Here is an 18,019-nt window from a genome sequence, read left to right as displayed (position 1 = left end):
GTCACAGGAGGAAAGACGACGCCGCCGGGCGGGTCCGGCTCAGTCGGCGGCCAGGGCGGCGGCCAGCATCTCCTCGGCGATGAGGGTGAACTCCTTGCGCCCGGCCTCGGGTCGGCCCACGAAGGAGACCATCACCACGGCGTCGGAGGTGACGGCGGTGAGCACCTGGGCCGTGAGCTGGGGCTCGGACTCCGAGGCCAGGGTCCGCTCCCACACGAGGGCGGACTGCGCGGGGGTGCCGTCGGACAGCGGCGCGTCGGAGACCTCGAGGCGGTAGTCGACGGTCGCGTCCCCCTCCTGCACGGTCATGGTCATCTCGCGGCAGTCGGCGCGCAGGGCGTTGACGGTCTGGATGTGCCGCTCGACGTCCTGGCGGCCCTGGCCCGTGAGCCGGGCGACCTCCACGGTGCCCGTGCCCGTGAAGGTGTCGGCGCCGACGTCCACGCGCGTGGCCTCGGCCCCGTCGAGGGCGATCGGCGAGAAGTCCAGGGCGGTCAGCGGCGCCTTGCACTGCGCCGGCTGCACGGTGGTCCGGTCCGCGTCCGCGCGCCGGTCCCGGGAGTCCTCGCGGGCCGCGTCGATCTCCTCTGCCGTGGCGGCCCGCTGCCGGACGAAGCCGAACGTGGCCGCACGCTCGGCCGCGGCCTCCGCCATGCGCTCGTCCTGGCGGTCGCCCAGGCCGAGCCCCTCCGGGGCCGCCGACTCCGTGGGCGCCGCGGTGCCGGCGTCGTCGTGGACTCCGTCCGCGGGCGCGGACGCGGCGGCCGGATCGTTGTCCCCGGCCGCGCAGCCCGTCAGGGCCAGCAGGCCGGCGGCGACGGCGGCCACGAGGCGTGGCCGACCACGCCGGGGCGCGGCCGGGCGAGCGAGGGGACGTACACGGTCAGCGGACATCACGGGCCTCCTCGGGGCCGGTGGAGGAGTCACGGGCCACGGGCTGGGCGTCGCTCGGGGCGTCGGTGACCGGGGTGCCGCGCATGTGGGCGTACATCTCGTTCCAACGGCGCAGCTCCGCGTCGCCGTCGCGGTCGGCCTGCCGGTCCAGCCGGTCCGCGTTCTTGCGGTCGCTGCGATACCAGAGCACGGCCACCATCACCGCCATCATCACGGTGGGGAACTCGCCGATGCCCCACATCACCGCGCCGCCGATGCGCTGGTCCTCCAGGGCGGTGGGGCCCCAGTCGCGGCCCATGTTGCCGAACCAGGACGCCTGCATCAGGCCGGTGGAGGTGGTCATGGCGACGCCGATGAAGGCGTGGAAGACCATCGTGGCCATCAGCAGCACGAGCCGCAGGGCGTACGGGGGCCGGCGCGGCAGCGGATCCGAGCCGATCATGACCAGGGCGAACAGGAACCCGGTCAGCAGGAAGTGGACGTTCATGAACTCGTGGCCCACGTGGGTCTGCAGCGAGAACCGGAAGAAGTCCGTGTAGTAGAACACCAGGATCGAGCCGGCGAAGTTGACCCCCGCCACGATCGGGTTCGTGATGAACCGACCCCACGGGGAGTGCACGATCCACAGGATCCACTCGCGGGGGCCGCGCGTCCCGTCCGTGCGGGCCGGCAGGGCCCGCAGCGCCAGGGTGATGGGTGCGCCCAGGACGAGGAAGACGGGGCTGAGCATCGTCAGCGTCATGTGGCCCACCATGTGCGCGCTGAACAGGACGCGGCCGTACACGGCCGGGGACCCGGAGGTCGCCCACAGCAGCACGGCCAGCCCCGCGAACCACGCGACGGTGCGCAGCACGGGCCAGCGGTCGCCGCGGCGGCGCAGCTGCCACACGGAGCGCAGGTACCAGAGGGACAGGAACGCGATGATCGCGACCCACAGCCAGTCGAACCGCCACATCGTGATCCACCGGGCGCCCTCGAGGGCCGGCGGCAGCTCGTAGCCGGTGAGGATGCGGGCCGGGGTGGCGTCCGGCGCGATCTCCTCCGGCACGGGCGGGGCCGTCCGGGAGAGCACGGAGGAGACACCCATGACGGCGCCCATGATCACGGCCTCCACGGCGATGAGCTGCCACAGCAGGCGACGCGCGGGGGCGGGGCTGGGACGGTCCGGGCCGGCGTCGAGGCGGGGGATCACCCACCGGCGGTGCAGCAGGCCGATCAGGCCGAGGCCCAGGGCCGCCAGGAACTTGGCCGACACGAGGATGCCGTAGGGGCTCAGCAGCTGGGCCGGATCGTCCATGCGGATCGACGCGTTGACCACGCCGGACAGCGCCACCGTGACCAGGCCCAGCCCGGCGAGCACGGAGTAGCGGGTCAGGACCGTGTGCAGCAGGGGCGCCGGGCCCTGCCGGCGCAGGCTGCGGCCCCGCCCCTGCGCCCCGTTGGGCCCCACGAGGGTGTCCGAGATCGCGACGAGCACGAGCAGTCCGCCCACCCAGACGACGACGCCGAGCAGGTGCAGGCCGATCGAGTTCACGGCGCCGGTGTGGTCGTCACCGCCCGCCGCGTGCCCGATCAGGGCCAGGGGCACGAGGGCGAGCATCGCCAGGATGCCGGTCCAGAACAGGCCGTTGTGGGAGCGGACGGCGATCGCCAACGTGGTCACGACGGCGGCGATCACGGTGACCCAGAACCACGCCTGGCCCACGGAGATGCCGACCACGTAGGCCGCCAGGCCGTCCGTGAAGCCCTGCCCCGCCGTGACGGGGATGCCGGCGAGATCCGAGTAGGACAGCACGCCGACGGACAGCGCGGCCACCGTCCACACGCCGGCGCTGAGGGCGGCGATCCGCATCACGCGGGTGAACGCGGGGTGCTCGGGCAGCGGTGCGGCGTCCGTGTCCTCGCGCCGCTGCCGGGCGGAGCGGTGCCACCGTTCCGTGCCCGCCGCGTGCGGCGGCAGGACCCCGGCCGCGAAGATCAGCGCGGCGATGGTCAGGGACATCGCCAGGTTGGAGACGAGCTCCCCCACGGGCACGCCCCAGCGGGTGATCCACCCCGGGTCGGAGAGCTGGCGCGCGGCCGTCACGCCGGTCAGCCAGCCGGCGGCGGCGAGGCCGGCGGCTCCCGCGGCGGCCACGAGCACCCAGATCCACCGGGGCACACCGACCGGCCCCGACGGACCAGGGCGGGCGGCGTCGTCGTTCTCGGCGGGGTGGCTGCCCCGGGCGGGGGCGGTGGCGGCGGACATGGGGTCCATCCTCTCAAAGCGTGCGGACGCCCGACGACGACGGGAGCGGCCCCGCTGTCGTCGGGCCCCTGGGTCAGGCGAACAGGGCGTCGCCCACGAAGCCGCCCTCGGCGCAGCCGGGCGGGATCGCGAAGACCGCCGAACCGACGGGCACGGTCCACAGGTTCAGGTGGTCCGACTCGGCGAGCCGGGCCTGGACGGGGACGAACTGTCGGTCCACGTCCGCCTGGTAGGCGGCGAAGATCAGGCCGGAGCCCGCCTCCAGCGCCCCGCGCGGGTCGTCGTAGTTGTAGCCGCGACGCAGCATCCCGTACTCGGGCTCCTCCCCGCGGGCCCGCCGCAGGTGCGCGATGTCCGAGATGACCGGGAAGCCCGTGGGGCCGACGGCGTCGAAGTCCGGCTCGTCGTGCTCCTGCTCCCCCGTGAGGGGGGCGCCGGTGCCGAGGCGACGGCCGATGACCTTCTCCTTGGCCGGGCGGTCGAGCTCGTCCCACGTGTCCATGAGCATCTCGATGCGCCGGATCACCACGGACGTGCCGTCCGCGATCCACGGGGTGATGCCCACCTGCTCGGCGCCCACGCCCCACACCACGCGGTCGAGGTGCGGGGTGTCCGCGGCCGGGTTGCCGGTGCCGTCCACCTGCCCGAAGAGGTTGCGCATCGTGGTGCCGGTGGGGTGGGCGCCGCGCGCGGAGCGGAAGCCCTCCTGCACCCAGCGCTCGGTGGCGAACGGCCGGGCCGCCTTGAGGAGCATGCGCCGGGCGTGGGCCACGGACATCCGGTCGTCGCCGCAGATCTGCAGCAGCAGGTCGCCGTCGCTGAACGCGGGGTCCAGGCGGTCGATCTGCTCGAACGCCGGCAGCGGGCGCAGCCAGGCCGGGGCCCGGTCCGGGGCCACGCGGCGGACGAGCTCCGGGCCGAAGCCGAACGTCACCGTGAGCCGCGCGGGGGCGGCGGCGAGCTCCGGCTCGGTGTCGGCGATCGTGGCGCGGCCCTGGGTCAGGCGCGCCGCGTCGTCGGTGAGCAGGCGCAGCATCCGCTCGATGCGCACCCGGTCCGCGTCCTCGCGCAGGTCGAGGGCGAGGAAGACGGCGTGGGCCTGGGCGGGGGTGTCGACGCCGGCCTGGCGCGGCCCGTGGAACGGCACGGTGTCCGTGCCCACGGGCGAGCTGACGGCCACCCGGGCGGCCTGGCCGCCGGGCTCGGCCCAGCCGGCCCGGCCGACGTCGCCCTCGATGCCGGTGTCGCCCATGACCTCGGGGGGCGAGACCCCCGCCCCGGGCGCGGCGGACGCGCCCGGGGCGGCGGAGGCCGACGTGTGGCCGGCGCCGTAGCCGAGTGCCGTGCCCAGCAGGCCGCCGCCCACCGCGCCCGCCCCGAGGAGCAGGCCGCGGCGGGAGGGGCCCCCCGGGGCCGGGCGGGCGTCCTCGCGCCCGTCCGGCCCGTGGTGGTCGTCCGACCGGACGGCGGGGTCAGTGGTCGGCATGGTCCTCCGATTCGTGGGACTCGCCGCCGTGGTACGACTCGTTGGCGCCGGTGAAGGGCCGGACCACGGAGGTGACCTCGAGGGTGGAGCCGTCCTCCAGCTCGAGGTCGTAGGTCACGTCCTCGCCCGGCTCGATCGGGTCGGTCAGGCCCATGAACATCACGTGGTTGCCGCCCGGGGCGAGCTCGAAGCTCCCTCCGGCGGGCACGGTGAAGCCGTCGGGGCTCTGCTGCATCACCATCTGGCCGTCCTCGCCGGAGACCATCTCGTGGAGCTCGACCGTCTCACCCAGCTCCGAGCGGACGCCGACGATGTGCAGGTCCTGGTCCGAGGAGTTCTCGAGCATGCCGAAGGAGCCGGTCATGCCCTCCTCGGTGGCCTTCGTCCAGGGGTCGGTGATCGTGAGGCCGGCGGCCTGGCCGTCCGCGATGGACGCGGCCGACGAGGCGTCCGTGGCCGACGCGACGCTCGAGGCGTCCGACGCGCTCGGGGCGGAGCCGGAGTCGTCTCCGGCGCAGGCCGTCAGGCCGAGGGCGGCGACGGCGAGCACGGCGGCGGCGCCGAGGCGGCGAGGGGCGCGGGGGGAGGTGGTGGTCATGTCTGTGGGGTTCCTTGTCATGCGGGCGCGCGACGACGCGCGGGGCCTGCGGGCGCGCGCGAGGGCGGGGCCGGTCCCGTCAGGGGGCCGGCCGGGGGTCAGAGGTCAGCGGCCGTCGTCGAGGTGGCCGAGCGCGCGGGCGCGGCGGCCCATCAGGAGGAAGGCGACCACGAGCACGGCCAGGCCGGCGATGCCGGCGACCCACACCCAGGCGGGCAGCGCGTCGGAGTCCGCGGGCTGCGCGGCGTCGCCCTGGCCTGCCGTGGCCTCCGGGGAGGCGGCGGTCGAGGCCCCGGCGACGGCGGTGCCGCAGCCCTGCGGCGCGGTGCCGGCGGCCGGTGCGGCCGGGTCGTCCACCGCGAAGTCGAACGAGCGCTCCTCGGAGTGTCCGTCCGAGTAGACGACGCGGTAGGCGACCTCGTAGTCGCCGTTGGGCAGGCCCTCGCACAGCGGCGCGGAGAAGGTGGAGCCGTCCACGGTGCCGGCGGCGGACTGCCACTGATTGCCGTCGGCGTCGCGGACCTGCACGAGGTTCTGGATGCCCTCGCCATCGATCAGCTCGCCACTGAAGGTCAGTGAGACCTCCGACGGCGCCGTCGTGGCCGTCTCGCCGACCGCGGGGGCGGTGCGGATGAGCTCGTCGTGCGCGGCCGCGGGGGCGGCTCCGGCGACGACGAGGGCGGGCAGCAGGGTGAGTCCGACGGCGGCGCGAGCGGCGCGGCGGACAGGGGTGGTCTGGTGGTGCATGGTGGTGTCCTCACGGGTCTGCCGCGGTCCCGGACGGGAGTCGCGGGCGGACCGTTCCGAAGGGTCGTCGGGCGCGGTCGGGCCTCGAGACGCGGACGGAGCCGGCGTCCTCAGGCCGCGAGGGCGAACGGCGGGCCGCGCCGCCCCGGAGAGCTGAGGAGGGCGAGGGACGTCGCCGGCCGGAGCACCGGCGGGACGGGGACACGGAGGCGGGCCGGCGTCGGCAGGGGGCCGTGCGCGGCCGGTGGCGGGCAGACGGCGGCCACCACGCGTTCGGCGATGGTGAGCACGAGGGCCTCACCGCGCCGCAGCACCAGCACGGTGAGGGCCGCGGCGATCACGTGGGCCGCGAGCATGCGCAGGTCGGTCAGGTGGCCGGCGGGGGCGCCGGACAGGGCCTCCCCCGGTGCCAGGAGGGCCCCGGCGCCGGGGCGGGCGTGGCCGAGGTGGGCGGGGTCGACGCCGGCGGCCGGCGCCACGGCGTGGCCGCCGGCGGCGAGCCCGTAGAGCACGTGGAACAGCCCCTGGGCGATCGCGACGGCGGCGGCGGTGCGCCACAGCGAGAGGGCGCGGCCCGCCAGGGCGGTGCAGAGCGGGGCGGCGAGGACGGCCGCGAAGGCGACGACGCCGACCTCGGGGAACCCGTGGCCGGGCTCGGCGGCGGTGTGGAACAGCGCGGCCAGGGCGGTCATCGCCAGGGCCCCGGCCCAGCCCCGGGCCAGACGGGCCGGCCCACGCACGACGCGCGGACCGGGGTCCTGGAGGTCGGACGGGGCCCACGGAGCGGCGGCGACGGCGCTGCGCATGCCACGACTCCTCTCCGCACGGCCCCGGCCCACGTCGGCCGGACGATCGTCCGCCCATCCTACGCGGCCGGAGACGACGACGGGCGCCCCACCCGAGGGTGGGGCGCCCGTCCTGCGGCGTACGGCGTGGGTCCGGGGACCCGCGCCGCGGCCGGGATCACTCGGAGGCGGCGGCCTTGAGCTTGGAGCCGGCGGTCACCTTCACGGAGTGGCCGGCCGGGATGGTGATCTCCTCGCCGGTGCGCGGGTTGCGGCCGGTGCGCTCCTTGCGCTCGGTGCGCTCCACGGCCAGCCAGCCCGGGATCGAGACCTTCTCGCCCTTCTTGACCTGGGCGGTGAACACCTCGAAGAGGGCGTCCAGCACATCGCTGACGGCGGCCTGGGTGTTGCCGGAGCGCTCGGCGACGGCGGCGACGAGTTCCTTGCGGTTCATGGCCATGGGTCCTCCCTATGGGACGTCGGTTACGGTTCCCGGGCCGTTCGGACCGGGCTGCCAATTGTGAACGTACCATCTCTCCGCGGGCGAATCGCCCCCTGAACCGCGAGAATCCGCGATTTCCCGTGACCTGGGCGGCCCTGATCCCCGATGCACGACGACGGCGGCGCCCCTCCTCAGGAGGGACGCCGCCGTCGCGGTGGTGCCGAGCGCCCGGAGACCGGGCCTCAGGTCACCAGGAGGACTTGGTCACGCCGGGCAGCTCGCCACGGTGCGCCATGTCGCGGAAGCGCACACGGGAGATGCCGAAGCGCTGGAAGGTGCCGCGGGGGCGACCGTCGATGGCGTCGCGGTTGCGCACGCGGACTGGGGAGGCGTCGCGGGGCAGCTTCTGCAGGCCCAGGCGGGCGGCCTCGCGGGCCTCGTCCGACGCGTTCGGGTCCACGAGGGTCTTGCGCAGCTCGAGACGCTTCTCGGCGTAACGGGCCACGATGGCCTTGCGCTGCTCGTTCTTGGCGATCTTGGACTTCTTGGCCATCTCAGCGCTCCTCTCGGAAGTCGACGTGCTTGCGGACCACCGGGTCGTACTTCTTCAGGGTGATGCGGTCCGGGTTGTTCCGGCGGTTCTTGCGGGTCACGTAGGTGAACCCGGTGCCGGCGGTGGACTTCAGCTTGATGATCGGACGAACGTCCTTGTCCTTGGCCATGTCAGAGCTTCACTCCCTTCGCGATCAGGTCCGCCACGACGGCGTCGATACCGCGCACGTCGATGGTCTTGATGCCCTTGGCGGACAGCGTCAGGGTGACGTTGCGGCGCAGGGAGGGGACCCAGTAGGTCTTCTTCTGGATGTTCGGGTCGAACCGGCGCTTGGTGCGACGGTGCGAGTGGGAGATGCTGTGGCCGAATCCCGGCCCAGCCCCGGTTACCTGGCAGTGAGCTGCCATGATCACTCCTCGTGGCAAGTAGTAGTAAAAGGACGGGCGGAACCCGCATGGCGGCGAGCCGCGGACCTGTCCGCGGACACCTGTTGTGAGCCCCGCCCCGGGTGTGGACACCGCACTCTTACTGCGACTTCTCGAAAAGGGGGACCAGGCTGGGTGAGAGCCAACCGAAGTTCCTTATGGGATCGCTGGTGTGGACGGTGAGCCCCGGTCCGCCCTGAGGACGTCCCGGGATCCGGTCTGCGGGAGCGCGTTGCTTTTCCGACCCGCCGTCCGCCCGGTCACCTGACCGATGGAACGACGAGAACAACGCGGCGTGCGCCGTCCCACCTTACGCGAACCGTGGGCGTCGCTTCAACTCGACGGGGGGCGCCTGTGGTATGCGCACGGTCCTCGGCCCCCAGGGCCGCTCCGCGCGCCACGGCTCGGCGCGGCCACGGGCGCTGGGCCGGCCCACCCCTGCGGCGCGGATCAGGCGACCGACGCCCCCAGCAGCGAGCCCACCGCCAAGGTCAGGCCGAGCGCCAGGGCACCGCCGAGGACGACACGCACGGCCGCCCGCAGCGCGGGCGCGTCGCCGAGCCGGGCCCCGACCCAGCCGGTGACGGCGAGGGCCACGAGGGTGACCGCGAACGTGAGCGGGATACGGAAGTCCACCGGCGCCAGGACGACCGTCAGGAAGGGCAGCAGCGCGCCCACGAGGAACGAGAGGAAGGAGGCCCCGGCGGCGGCCCAGGGGCTGACGACGTCCTCCTCCGCCATGCCCAGCTCCATGCGCAGGTGCGCGGCGAGCACGTCCTTCTCGCTGAGCTCCCGCGCGGCGGCCTCGGCCGTGGCCCGGCTCAGGCCGTCCGCCTCGTAGAGCTGCACGAGCTCCTCCAGCTCGCCCTCGGGATCCTCCTCGAGCTCGCGGCGCTCCTTGGCGATCAGCGACTTCTGCGAGTCGGAGGACGAGGAGACGGACACGTACTCACCCAGCGCCATGGAGAAGGCGCCGCCGACCACGGCGGCGGCGCCGGCCAGCAGGATCGGGGTGAGCGCCGTCGTCGCACCGGCGACTCCGACGACGGTGGCGGCCACGGACACGATGCCGTCGTTGGCACCGAGCACGCCGGCGCGGAGCCAGTTGAGGCGGGCATGCACGCCGCCGGCGGCGTGCGGTTCGTCGGGACCGCCCGGCGGGACCTGATCGGCCAGGGGCGAGGACTGTTCAGACGTGTGCGACATGTCTCCATGGTCGCGGCGCGGGGCGGGGCGCGCCAGGCAGGTGAGGCGTTCCTTCGGACGGGGATGCCACGACACCCGGCCTCGCTGTTGCCAGGATTGTTCAACAACAGCTACCGTCTCCCCAGCGCCTCGTGACGCCCGTCACCTCGCCTGGCGCCCTCGACGAAGGTGACCACCGTGTCCCACGCAGACATCCCCCACGCCGGACCGGACGGCTCGACCCCCTCGGGCACCGCGCCGAAGACCGACTCCCGTGCCGCGAGCGCCACCCGGCGCACCGCACTGCTCGGCGCCATGTTCCTCATGGCCACCTCGGCCATCGGCCCCGGCTTCATCACGCAGACCGCCACGTTCACCGTCCAGATGGGCGCCGCGTTCGCGTTCGCCATCCTGGTCTCGATCCTCATCGACATCGCCGTCCAGATGAACGTGTGGCGCGTCATCGGCGTCTCCGGCATGCGCGCCCAGGAGCTGGCGAACAGCGTCCTGCCCGGCCTCGGCTGGGTCCTCGCCGCGCTCGTGTTCCTCGGCGGCATGGTCTTCAACATCGGCAACATCGCCGGCACCGGCCTCGGCGCGAACGCCATGCTCGGCGTCGACCCCCTGATCGGCGGCGCCGTCTCCGCCCTCATCGCGCTGCTGATCTTCCTCTCCAAGCGCGCCGGCGTGGCCCTGGACCGGATCGTGGTGGTGCTCGGCGCCGTCATGATCCTGCTGATGCTGTACGTGGCCATCACCTCCGCCCCGCCCGTGGGCGAGGCCCTGCGCCAGTCCGTGATGCCGGAGAAGGTCGACTTCTTCGTGATCGTCACCCTCGTGGGCGGCACCATCGGCGGCTACATCACCTACGCCGGCGCCCACCGCATGATCGACTCCGGAGTGAAGGGCGTGGACGACGTCCAGGACATCACCCGCAGCTCCGTGGCCTCGATCCTCGTGACCGGCCTGATGCGTGCCCTCCTGTTCCTGGCGATCCTCGGCGTCGTCGCCTCGGGCGCGGTCCTGGCCAAGGACAGCCTGGCCGCCTCCGCCTTCCAGGCCGCCGCCGGCGACATCGGGCTGCGCATGTTCGGCATCGTCCTGTGGGCCGCCGCCGTGACCTCCGTGATCGGCGCGTCGTACACCTCGATCAGCTTCATCACCCGCTCCACCACCAGCGCCCGCACCCGCAACCTGCTGACGGTCGCCTTCATCGTGGTCTGCACCGCCCTCTACCTGGCCCTGCGCCAGGCGCCGCAGACGCTGCTCGTGTTCGCCGGCGCGTTCAACGGCATGATCCTGCCGGTCGGCTTCGCGGCCCTCCTGTACGTGGCCTGGCGCCGCCGCGACCTGCTGCACGGCTACCGCTACCCGGCGTGGCTGCTCGTGATCGGCGCGCTGGCGTGGATCGTGTCCGTGTTCATCGCGGTGCGCGGGTTCATCCCCATGGTCACGATGATCACCGGTGGCTGAGATGACCACGACGACGCCGCTGCCGCCGCTGGACGGCGCCACGACCCCCGCGCAGGCCCGCGAGCGCTTCCGCGCGGGGCTCGTGCGGCCGACCTCGGGGATCGCCGACGGCTACGCGCAGGCGAACCTCGTCTCGATCCCGCAGGACCACGCCTACGACGTCCTGCTCTTCGCCCAGCGCAACCCCAAGGCCCTGCCGCTGCTCGGCGTGTTCGAGGCCGGCGAGGTCAACGGCCCCGCACTGGACGGCGACGTCCGCACGGACGTGCCGCAGTACGTGGTGTACCGCGACGGCGTCGAGACGGACCGCCCCACGGATCTGCTCGACGTGTGGCGGGACGACCTCGTGACGTTCGTGATCGGCTGCTCGTTCACCTTCGAGTCCGCCCTGGTGGCCGAGGGCATCCGGATGGCCCACCAGGACGCCCGTGTGAACGTGCCGATGTACCGCACCACGCGGCGCTGCGCCTCGGCGGGCCGCCTCACGGGCCCGCTCGTGGTCTCGATGCGCCCCCTCCCCGCCGACCGCGTGGCCGACGCCGTGCGCATCACCTCCCGCTACCCCGCGGTGCACGGCGCGCCCGTGCACGTGGGCGACCCGGCCGGCCTCGGGATCACGGACCTGTCGGCACCGGACTTCGGCGACGCCGTCGAGGTCCCGCAGGGCCACCTGCCCGTGTTCTGGGCGTGCGGGGTGACGCCGCAGGCGGCGATCATGGAGTCCCGCCCGCCGCTGGCCATCACGCACGCGCCCGGGCACATGCTCATCACGGACCTGCCGGACCGGATGTTCCAGGCCCCGTGACCGCCCGGGCCCGGGGAGGCGGTCAGTCCCCCGCGGCGGCGAGGTGCGCCAGGACGAAGTGCTCCGCCTCGTCCAGGTAGCCGCCGAACATGGCGTGCACCGCGGGCAGGTCGCCGGCCAGCAGCCGCTCCACGATCCACCGGTTGCGGTCCGCGAACTGCACGTGCAGGCGCGTCTGCTCGTCCATGGGGTGGAACGCCAGGCGCACGCGGGCCTGCACCGACGCCATGAGCCGCGTGAGCTCGGGAGCGCCGGCCAGGTCCACGATGCCGACGTGGACGCGATGGTTGGCGTCGCCCAGGACCCGCGCGGGGGTGTCCGGGCCGCCGGAGAGCAGGTCCTGGGCACAGCGCAGGTGGCGCGCCGCGCCGGGGGTGAGCTCTCCGTGTTCGAGGGCGCCGAGCTGGATCACCCGACGCGTGCGGTACAGCCCGCGCACGTCCTCCGGACCCGGCGCCGCCACGAACACCCCGCGGTGCGGCCGGCGTTCCACGAGGCCCTCGGCGGCCAGCATGGTGAACGCCTCGCGCAGGCTGTTGCGGCTGACCTGGAGCTCGGCGGCCAGCGCCACCTCCCCCAGCCGCTCCCCCGGCACGAGCCCGGCCGCCGCGATCCGCTGCCGCAGCTGCGCGGCCGCGGCCACGGGAGCCGGAGCCGGGGCGGACTCCCCGTCACCGGCGCCGGGCGCGAGGTCGTCCCCGGTGACACCGCCGCGCGCCGGCACCCTCACGCCCCCAGCCGGGCGATCGCCTGGCCGCGCGTCACCGAGGCCGGGGTCTCGGCCACGAGGAGCTGGATCCGGCCCGCACGCGGGGCACGGATCGGCGTCTCCATCTTCATCGCCTCGACGATCGCGACCGTGTCGCCCTCAGCCACCTCGGCGCCGTCCTCGACCTTCCACGAGGCCAGGGTGCCGGTGACCGGCGAGGCCACGGCGCCGTCGTCGTCGGGCTTCCCGGCGCCCGCGGCGTCGGCCGGAGCCGCGGCACCCGCACCGCCGCCTCCGAGGAGGGCCCCGTAGAGATCCGCGGGCAGGCCCAGGCGCACGGCGCGGCCGTCCAGCTCCACGGTGACGGCGGTGCGGCCGCCGGCGGGCACCTCGGCGCCCAGGTAGGGGGACGCGGCCAGCGGCGCGGCGAACTCGGACTCGATCCACGTGGTGTAGACGCCGAGGCGGTCCCCCGAGGTGAAGGCGTCCTGCTCGAGCACGGCGCGGTGGAACGGCACCACGGTGGGCACGCCGTCGATGCGCAGCTCGGCCAGGGCGTCGCGGGCCCGGGCGATGGCCTGGGCGCGGTCCTCGCCCCACACGATGAGCTTGGCGAGCAGGGAGTCGTACTCCCCCGGCACCACGGAGCCGGTGCGGACGCCCGAGTCCATGCGGACCCCGGGGCCGGTGGGGGCCTCGAACGCGTCGATCGGGCCGGGCACGGGCAGGAAGCCGTACGCCGGGTCCTCGGCGTTGAGGCGCAACTCGAGGGCGTGGCCGCGCGGCGTGGGGTCCTCGGGGATGCTCAGCGGCTCGCCGGCGGCGATGCGGAACTGCTCGCGCACCAGGTCCACGCCGAAGACCTCCTCGGTCACGGGGTGCTCCACCTGCAGGCGGGTGTTGACCTCCAGGAAGCTGATGAGGCCGTCCGGGGCCACGAGGTACTCGACCGTGCCGGCCCCGGTGTACCCGGCGGCGCGGCAGATCTCGCGGGCGGAGGTGTGGATGCGCTCGCGCTGCTCGTCCGTGAGGAACGGCGCCGGGGCCTCCTCCACGAGCTTCTGGTTGCGGCGCTGCAGGGAGCAGTCGCGGGTGCCGAGCACGGCCACGTGGCCGTGCTCGTCGGCGAGGACCTGGGCCTCCACGTGGCGGGGGCGGTCCAGGAAGCGCTCCACGAAGCACTCGCCGCGGCCGAACGCGGCCACGGCCTCGCGGACGGTCGCCTCGAACGCGTCCTCGACGTCGCCGAGCTCACGCACCACGCGGATGCCGCGGCCACCGCCGCCGAAGGCCGCCTTGATGGCGATCGGCAGGCCGTGCTCCTCGGCGAACACGCGCGCGGCGGCGGCGTCCGGCACGGGGCCGTCCGAGCCCGGCACCAGCGGGGCGCCCGCCTCCTGGGCGAGGGAGCGGGCGGTGATCTTGTCCCCGAGGGCGCGGATCGCGTCCGGCGACGGGCCGATCCAGGTCATCCCGGCGTCGATCACGGCCTGCGCGAAGTCGGCGTTCTCGGAGAGGAAGCCGTAGCCCGGGTGCACGGCGTCGGCGCCGGCCCGGCGGGCGACGTCGAGGACCGCGTCGATCTTCAGGTAGGTGTCCGCCGAGGACGCGCCCGGCAGGTGGAAGGCCTCGTCCGCGACGGCCACGTGCAGGGCGTCGGCGTCCGGATCCGAGTAGACGGCGATCGAGGCGATGCCGTGGTCGCGGGCGGCGCGGGCCACGCGCACGGCGATCTCGCCGCGGTTGGCGATGAGCACCCGCGTCACGGGGCGGGCGGCGGGGGTGGTGGTCATGCGGGGGTCTCCTCGGAGGGCGATGCGGAGTCGACGACGGTCTCGGCGCCGGGGCGGGGATGGGGGACGAAGCGGACGCGGGCGCCCGGCGGCAGCTGGGCCGCCAGGCTGAGGTCCGCGCGGGCCACGACGCCGATCACCGGGTAGCCGCCGGTGACCGGATGGTCGGAGAGGAACAGGACGGGCTCACCCGAGGGCGGCACCTGCAGCGCGCCGCGCACGGCGCCCTCGGACTTCAGCTCGCCCTCGCGCACGCGCTCGAGCGGCGCACCGTCGTCGGGGGCCGTGAGGCGCACCCCGATCCGGTCGGTCTGCTGGCTCACGTCCCAGTCCTGCGTGAACAGGCGCTCCAGGCCCGCCTCGCCGAACCAGTCGTCGCGCGGGCCGGGGACCACGCGCAGCACGGCCACCTGGCCGGGCGCGGGCATGGGGCGCAGCGAGGTCTCCGGGTCCCCCACCATCACGACGCCGGCCTCCTCCGAGGCGGGGGCGCCGGCGGCGGTCGGGCTCGCGGCCGAGGCGCCGGCGGCGCCCCTCGCATCCGGGCCGACGCGACGGGCGAGGCGGTCCCCCGCCGCTAGCGCGGCGGGGCCGAGCCCGGACAGGGTGTCGGTCGAGCGGCTGCCGAGCACGGGCGGCACGTCGAGACCGCCCCGGAGGCCCACGTACACGCGCAGGCCGCCGACCGGCTCGTCCACCGTCAGCGTCTGGCCGTCCAGCACGACGAACGGGGCGCGGGCGGGCACCCGGCGCGTGGCGCCGTCGGCCGCGGTGATCGTCCCGCCGGCCTCGGCGCCGGCCAGGGCCATCACCTGATGGCCGTGCGCGGTGAGGGTGAGGCCGCCCAGGACGGTCTCCAGCACCGCCTCGCGTGAGCGGTTGCCCACGAGCCGGTTCGCCTGGCGCGCCGCGTCCCGGTCGGCCGCGCCGGACGCGACGACGCCGAGGTCGCCCAGGCCCGGGCGACCCAGGTCCTGGACCAGGGTCAGGAGCCCCGGGTCGACGACGGTGACGCCGCGGCGGCCGGCCGCGGACGGGAGGCCGGCCGCGGCGTCGGCGGGCGGGGTGGCGTCGACCGCCGCGTCCGTGCCGGAGGTGACGGACGCCGTCGGGCGCACGGGGACGTAGCGGACACGGTCGCCGGGCTGCAGCAGGGCGGGCTGCTCGCGGCCGAGGTCCCATAGGGCTGCGGTGGTGTGGCCCAGCAGCTGCCAGCCGCCGGGCGAGGTGCGCGGGTAGACGGCGGAGAAGGCCCCGGCGACGGCGACGGCGCCCGCGGGGACGGCCGTGCGGGGCGAGCTGCGGCGGGGCGCCTCGAACGGGGCCGCCTCGGAGGCGCAGTACATGAACCCCGGCGCGAAGCCGCCGAACGCGGCGAACCAGTCGGCCTCGCTGTGGGCCCGGATGACGCCGTCGACGCCGAGCCCGGTGAGCCGGCCGACCTCGGCGAGGTCCTCGCCGTCGTAGACCACGGGGATCTCGACGATCCGACCCCCCGTCAGCTCACCGGCGTCCGGGGTGAGGGTGCTGACCCGCGGTGCGGCGTGCTCGGCGGCGGCCTGCGAGGTGAAGGTCACCAGGACGGTCGCGGCGGCGGCCATCACCTGGCGCTGGCCGCGCTCCGGGTGGGCCGTGAGATGGGCGTGGACGGCCATGACGTCCTCGAGCGAGGCGCACTCGACGAGGAAGCCCTGCGTGCCGACCCAGCGGATCGGGCGGGCCGGCGGTGGGGCGGCGGGGTGACGTGGGGCGCTCATGCGAAGGCCTTGATGGACACTCCCGCGCCCTCGAGCGCGCGGCGCACGGCCGCGGCCATGGCCACGGCGCCGGGCGTGTCGCCGTGCAGGCAGATGCTCTCGGCGTCGACGCGCACGTCCGTGCCGTCCACGGCCTCGATGACGCCCTCGGTGGCCAGGCGCACCATGCGGGCGGCGACGGCGTCCTCGTCGTGGAGGACCGCGCCCGGCTCACGGCGGGAGACCAGCGTGCCGTCCGGGTTGTAGCCGCGGTCCGCGAAGGCCTCGGCGACGCCGCGCAGCCCCGCGGCGGCTGCCTTGTCCAGGGCGACGGAGCCGGGCAGGAGCAGCAGCGGGAGGTCGGAGCCGAACGCCTTGACGCCGTCGACGACGGCCTGGGCGTGCGCCTCGTGACGGACGATCGTGTTGTAGAGGGCGCCGTGCGGCTTCACGTAGCGGACCTGGCCGCCGGCCGCGCGGGCGAGCGCGTCGAGGGCGCCGATCTGGTAGAGGACGTCGTCGGCCAGCTCGGTGGGCGTGCAGTCCAGGAAGCGGCGGCCGAAGCCGGCCAGGTCGCGGTAGCCCACGTGCGCGCCGATCGTGACGCCGGCGGCGACCGCGTCACGGCAGGTCTGGGCGATCCCCGTGGGATCGCCCGCGTGGAAGCCGCACGCGACGTTGGCGGAGGAGACGGAGGGCATGATGGCGGCGTCGTCCCCCATCGTCCACGAGCCGAAGGACTCGCCGACGTCGGAGTTCAGGTCGATCTGCGGCGCGTGAGACACAGTGCAGTCCTCTCGGATCGGGCCCGGCTGAGGTGCCGGTCACACAATCTTGAGGCATGAGGGGGGATTGTTCAACAATCCCCGGCGCGTCCTCCTGGCGCTCACCCGGTGCGCATACCAACGCGGGTTGAGTTATCGCGGGTGTTCAGCCGCGCCACCCGCGATAACTCAACCCGCGTTGCGGGCCGGGCCGAGCGACCTCACCGCAGCGGCGTGTGCTCCGGGTCCACGCGCTCGCCCTCGCGCACGGGCCCGGGCGCGGTGCCGCCGCCCCACGGGTCCCCGCCGAACGCCTCACGCCCGTGCTCGCTCAGCCAGCTCGCCAGCTCCGGACCGGCGGGCACGATGCCCGTCGGGTTGATGTCCTCGTGCACCACGTAGTAGTGCTCCTTGATCTGGGCGAAGTCGATCGTGTCCCCGAAGCCCGGGGTCTGGAACAGGTCCCGCGCGTAGCCCCACAGCGCCGGCATCTCGGCCAGCTTGTTCCGGTTGCACTTGAAGTGCCCGTGGTACACGGGGTCGAACCGCACCAGCGTGGTGAACAGCCGCACGTCGGCCTCGGTGATCCGCTCCCCCATCAGGAAGCGCCGCGTCGTCAGGCGCTCCTCGAGCCAGTCCATCGCGGCCCACAGCCGCTCGTACGCGGCGTCATACGCCTCCTGCGAGCCCGCGAAGCCGCACCGGTACACGCCGTTGTTCACCTCGGTGAACACGCGCTCGATCACCTCGAACATCTCGTCCCGCTCCGGCCCGGCGTCGGGGATCAGCTGCGGGGCGCCGTCGCGGTGGAACGCGGCCCACTCCGTCGAGAGGTCGAGGGTGATCTGCGGGTAGTCGTTGGTCACGACGCCGCCCGTCGGCACGTCGACGATCGCCGGCACCGTGATGCCCCGCGGGTAGTCGGGGAACCGCGTGAAGTAGTTCTCCTGGATCCGCTCGGTGCCGAGCACGGGGTCCTTCCCGCCCTCGTCGAGGTCGAAGGTCCAGGAGCGCTCGTCGTGGGTCGGCCCCGGGGTGCCCAGCGAGATCGCGTCCTCCAGGCCGAGCAGGCGCCGCACGATGATCGTCCGGTTCGCCCACGGGCACGCCCGCGCCGCCACGAGCCGGTAGCGGCCCGCCTCGACGGGCCACGCCTCGGCCCCCTCGGTGAGCCCGCCGCCCACGCGGCCGACCGTGGACGGCTCGGCCGCGGGCAGGGCCCGCACGGCCTCCGGGTCCGCCACGATCCGGTCCGCGATGTAGTTCGTGTCCCGCGTGAACTCCGCCCCGGACTGCACGTAGTTGCCCGTGAGCCCCTCGCGCGTGTCGATGGTGCCGCGGTCCGCGGCCTGGCCGGTCTGCTGGTTCTCCATACA

General features: G+C 74.6%; 18 protein-coding genes. 2 read left to right on the top strand and 16 right to left on the bottom strand.

Annotated features, from left to right (window positions below):
- Positions 1-39: 39 nt before the first annotated feature.
- From AC0VX4_RS01720 to AC0VX4_RS01670, 11 genes are all read right to left on the bottom strand, one after another.
- Positions 40-828: a hypothetical protein gene (locus AC0VX4_RS01720; protein ID WP_036335326.1), complete on the bottom strand. Its 789-nt coding sequence runs from the start codon at positions 826-828 to the stop codon at positions 40-42.
- A 55-nt stretch (positions 829-883) separates the two neighbouring features.
- Positions 884-3,142, bottom strand: coding sequence for a bifunctional copper resistance protein CopD/cytochrome c oxidase assembly protein (locus AC0VX4_RS01715; RefSeq protein WP_475464495.1), 2,259 nt, complete (start codon positions 3,140-3,142; stop codon positions 884-886).
- 73 nt (positions 3,143-3,215) lie between these two features.
- Positions 3,216-4,628 carry a Dyp-type peroxidase gene (locus AC0VX4_RS01710; protein WP_475464494.1) on the bottom strand — a complete coding sequence of 471 codons (1,413 nt, stop codon included), beginning with the start codon at positions 4,626-4,628 and terminating at the stop codon, positions 3,216-3,218.
- Positions 4,615-5,226 carry a copper chaperone PCu(A)C gene (locus AC0VX4_RS01705; protein WP_060774881.1) on the bottom strand — a complete coding sequence of 204 codons (612 nt, stop codon included), beginning with the start codon at positions 5,224-5,226 and terminating at the stop codon, positions 4,615-4,617. The genes AC0VX4_RS01710 and AC0VX4_RS01705 overlap by 14 nt, the downstream gene beginning before the upstream one ends.
- Positions 5,227-5,331: 105 nt before the next feature.
- On the bottom strand, positions 5,332-5,973 hold the full coding sequence (locus AC0VX4_RS01700; protein WP_060774880.1) for a copper resistance CopC family protein: 642 nt from the start codon (positions 5,971-5,973) through the stop codon (positions 5,332-5,334).
- 110 nt (positions 5,974-6,083) lie between these two features.
- The gene (locus tag AC0VX4_RS01695; protein ID WP_475464493.1) at positions 6,084-6,779 is read right to left on the bottom strand and encodes a hypothetical protein; all 696 of its coding nucleotides are present in this window, start codon (positions 6,777-6,779) and stop codon (positions 6,084-6,086) included.
- A 157-nt stretch (positions 6,780-6,936) separates the two neighbouring features.
- The gene (locus AC0VX4_RS01690; RefSeq protein WP_002858339.1) at positions 6,937-7,218 is read right to left on the bottom strand and encodes an HU family DNA-binding protein; all 282 of its coding nucleotides are present in this window, start codon (positions 7,216-7,218) and stop codon (positions 6,937-6,939) included.
- A 229-nt stretch (positions 7,219-7,447) separates the two neighbouring features.
- Positions 7,448-7,753, bottom strand: coding sequence for a 30S ribosomal protein S14 (gene rpsN, locus AC0VX4_RS01685; protein ID WP_002858338.1), 306 nt, complete (start codon positions 7,751-7,753; stop codon positions 7,448-7,450).
- Between the two features lies 1 nt (position 7,754).
- Positions 7,755-7,922 carry a 50S ribosomal protein L33 gene (rpmG, locus tag AC0VX4_RS01680; protein WP_002858336.1) on the bottom strand — a complete coding sequence of 56 codons (168 nt, stop codon included), beginning with the start codon at positions 7,920-7,922 and terminating at the stop codon, positions 7,755-7,757.
- 1 nt (position 7,923) lies between these two features.
- Positions 7,924-8,160, bottom strand: a complete 237-nt coding sequence (gene rpmB, locus AC0VX4_RS01675; protein WP_002858335.1) for a 50S ribosomal protein L28 — start codon at positions 8,158-8,160, stop codon at positions 7,924-7,926.
- A 468-nt stretch (positions 8,161-8,628) separates the two neighbouring features.
- Complete coding sequence (locus tag AC0VX4_RS01670; protein WP_255166813.1) at positions 8,629-9,384, bottom strand: VIT1/CCC1 transporter family protein; 756 nt, start codon at positions 9,382-9,384, stop codon at positions 8,629-8,631.
- Positions 9,385-9,552: 168 nt separating this feature from the next.
- Between AC0VX4_RS01670 and AC0VX4_RS01665 the strand changes: the two genes are divergently transcribed.
- Positions 9,553-10,836 (top strand): NRAMP family divalent metal transporter, encoded by a 1,284-nt coding sequence (locus tag AC0VX4_RS01665; protein ID WP_475464492.1) that lies wholly within the window; start codon positions 9,553-9,555, stop codon positions 10,834-10,836.
- Positions 10,829-11,641, top strand: a complete 813-nt coding sequence (locus AC0VX4_RS01660; RefSeq protein WP_475464491.1) for a putative hydro-lyase — start codon at positions 10,829-10,831, stop codon at positions 11,639-11,641. Before AC0VX4_RS01665 ends, AC0VX4_RS01660 begins: the two co-directional genes overlap by 8 nt.
- A 22-nt stretch (positions 11,642-11,663) precedes the next feature.
- Here AC0VX4_RS01660 and AC0VX4_RS01655 read toward each other — a convergent pair whose 3' ends face one another.
- From AC0VX4_RS01655 to AC0VX4_RS01635, 5 genes are all read right to left on the bottom strand, one after another.
- Positions 11,664-12,371, bottom strand: a complete 708-nt coding sequence (locus AC0VX4_RS01655; protein WP_227448773.1) for a GntR family transcriptional regulator — start codon at positions 12,369-12,371, stop codon at positions 11,664-11,666.
- Positions 12,368-14,143, bottom strand: a complete 1,776-nt coding sequence (locus AC0VX4_RS01650; protein ID WP_475464490.1) for an acetyl/propionyl/methylcrotonyl-CoA carboxylase subunit alpha — start codon at positions 14,141-14,143, stop codon at positions 12,368-12,370. The genes AC0VX4_RS01655 and AC0VX4_RS01650 overlap by 4 nt, the downstream gene beginning before the upstream one ends.
- Positions 14,140-15,900, bottom strand: a complete 1,761-nt coding sequence (locus tag AC0VX4_RS01645) for a 5-oxoprolinase subunit B/C family protein (RefSeq protein ID WP_475464489.1) — start codon at positions 15,898-15,900, stop codon at positions 14,140-14,142. Before AC0VX4_RS01645 ends, AC0VX4_RS01650 begins: the two co-directional genes overlap by 4 nt.
- Positions 15,897-16,664, bottom strand: coding sequence for a LamB/YcsF family protein (locus AC0VX4_RS01640; protein WP_227448775.1), 768 nt, complete (start codon positions 16,662-16,664; stop codon positions 15,897-15,899). The genes AC0VX4_RS01645 and AC0VX4_RS01640 overlap by 4 nt, the downstream gene beginning before the upstream one ends.
- A 200-nt stretch (positions 16,665-16,864) precedes the next feature.
- Positions 16,865-18,016 carry a glutathione S-transferase family protein gene (locus AC0VX4_RS01635; protein ID WP_475464488.1) on the bottom strand — a complete coding sequence of 384 codons (1,152 nt, stop codon included), beginning with the start codon at positions 18,014-18,016 and terminating at the stop codon, positions 16,865-16,867.
- Between the last annotated feature and the right edge of the window lie 3 nt (positions 18,017-18,019).

This window comes from Micrococcus sp. 63XJN7_8_ISO-PGPR-S23-253, from assembly GCF_056173425.1.
The sequence above is the reverse complement of the archived record's forward strand: the minus strand, read 5'-3'. Positions and strand labels throughout refer to the sequence as shown.

Coding starts and splice junctions, on each gene's coding strand:
- rpsN (WP_002858338.1), bottom strand. CDS start 7,753: ATGGCCAAGAAGTCCAAGATCGCCAAGAACGAGCAGCGCAAGGCCATC.
- AC0VX4_RS01650 (WP_475464490.1), bottom strand. CDS start 14,143: ATGACCACCACCCCCGCCGCCCGCCCCGTGACGCGGGTGCTCATCGCC.
- rpmG (WP_002858336.1), bottom strand. CDS start 7,922: ATGGCCAAGGACAAGGACGTTCGTCCGATCATCAAGCTGAAGTCCACC.
- AC0VX4_RS01710 (WP_475464494.1), bottom strand. CDS start 4,628: ATGCCGACCACTGACCCCGCCGTCCGGTCGGACGACCACCACGGGCCG.
- AC0VX4_RS01705 (WP_060774881.1), bottom strand. CDS start 5,226: ATGACCACCACCTCCCCCCGCGCCCCTCGCCGCCTCGGCGCCGCCGCC.
- AC0VX4_RS01700 (WP_060774880.1), bottom strand. CDS start 5,973: ATGCACCACCAGACCACCCCTGTCCGCCGCGCCGCTCGCGCCGCCGTC.
- AC0VX4_RS01690 (WP_002858339.1), bottom strand. CDS start 7,218: ATGGCCATGAACCGCAAGGAACTCGTCGCCGCCGTCGCCGAGCGCTCC.
- AC0VX4_RS01645 (WP_475464489.1), bottom strand. CDS start 15,900: ATGAGCGCCCCACGTCACCCCGCCGCCCCACCGCCGGCCCGCCCGATC.
- AC0VX4_RS01635 (WP_475464488.1), bottom strand. CDS start 18,016: ATGGAGAACCAGCAGACCGGCCAGGCCGCGGACCGCGGCACCATCGAC.
- AC0VX4_RS01670 (WP_255166813.1), bottom strand. CDS start 9,384: ATGTCGCACACGTCTGAACAGTCCTCGCCCCTGGCCGATCAGGTCCCG.
- AC0VX4_RS01715 (WP_475464495.1), bottom strand. CDS start 3,142: ATGTCCGCCGCCACCGCCCCCGCCCGGGGCAGCCACCCCGCCGAGAAC.
- AC0VX4_RS01695 (WP_475464493.1), bottom strand. CDS start 6,779: ATGCGCAGCGCCGTCGCCGCCGCTCCGTGGGCCCCGTCCGACCTCCAG.
- rpmB (WP_002858335.1), bottom strand. CDS start 8,160: ATGGCAGCTCACTGCCAGGTAACCGGGGCTGGGCCGGGATTCGGCCAC.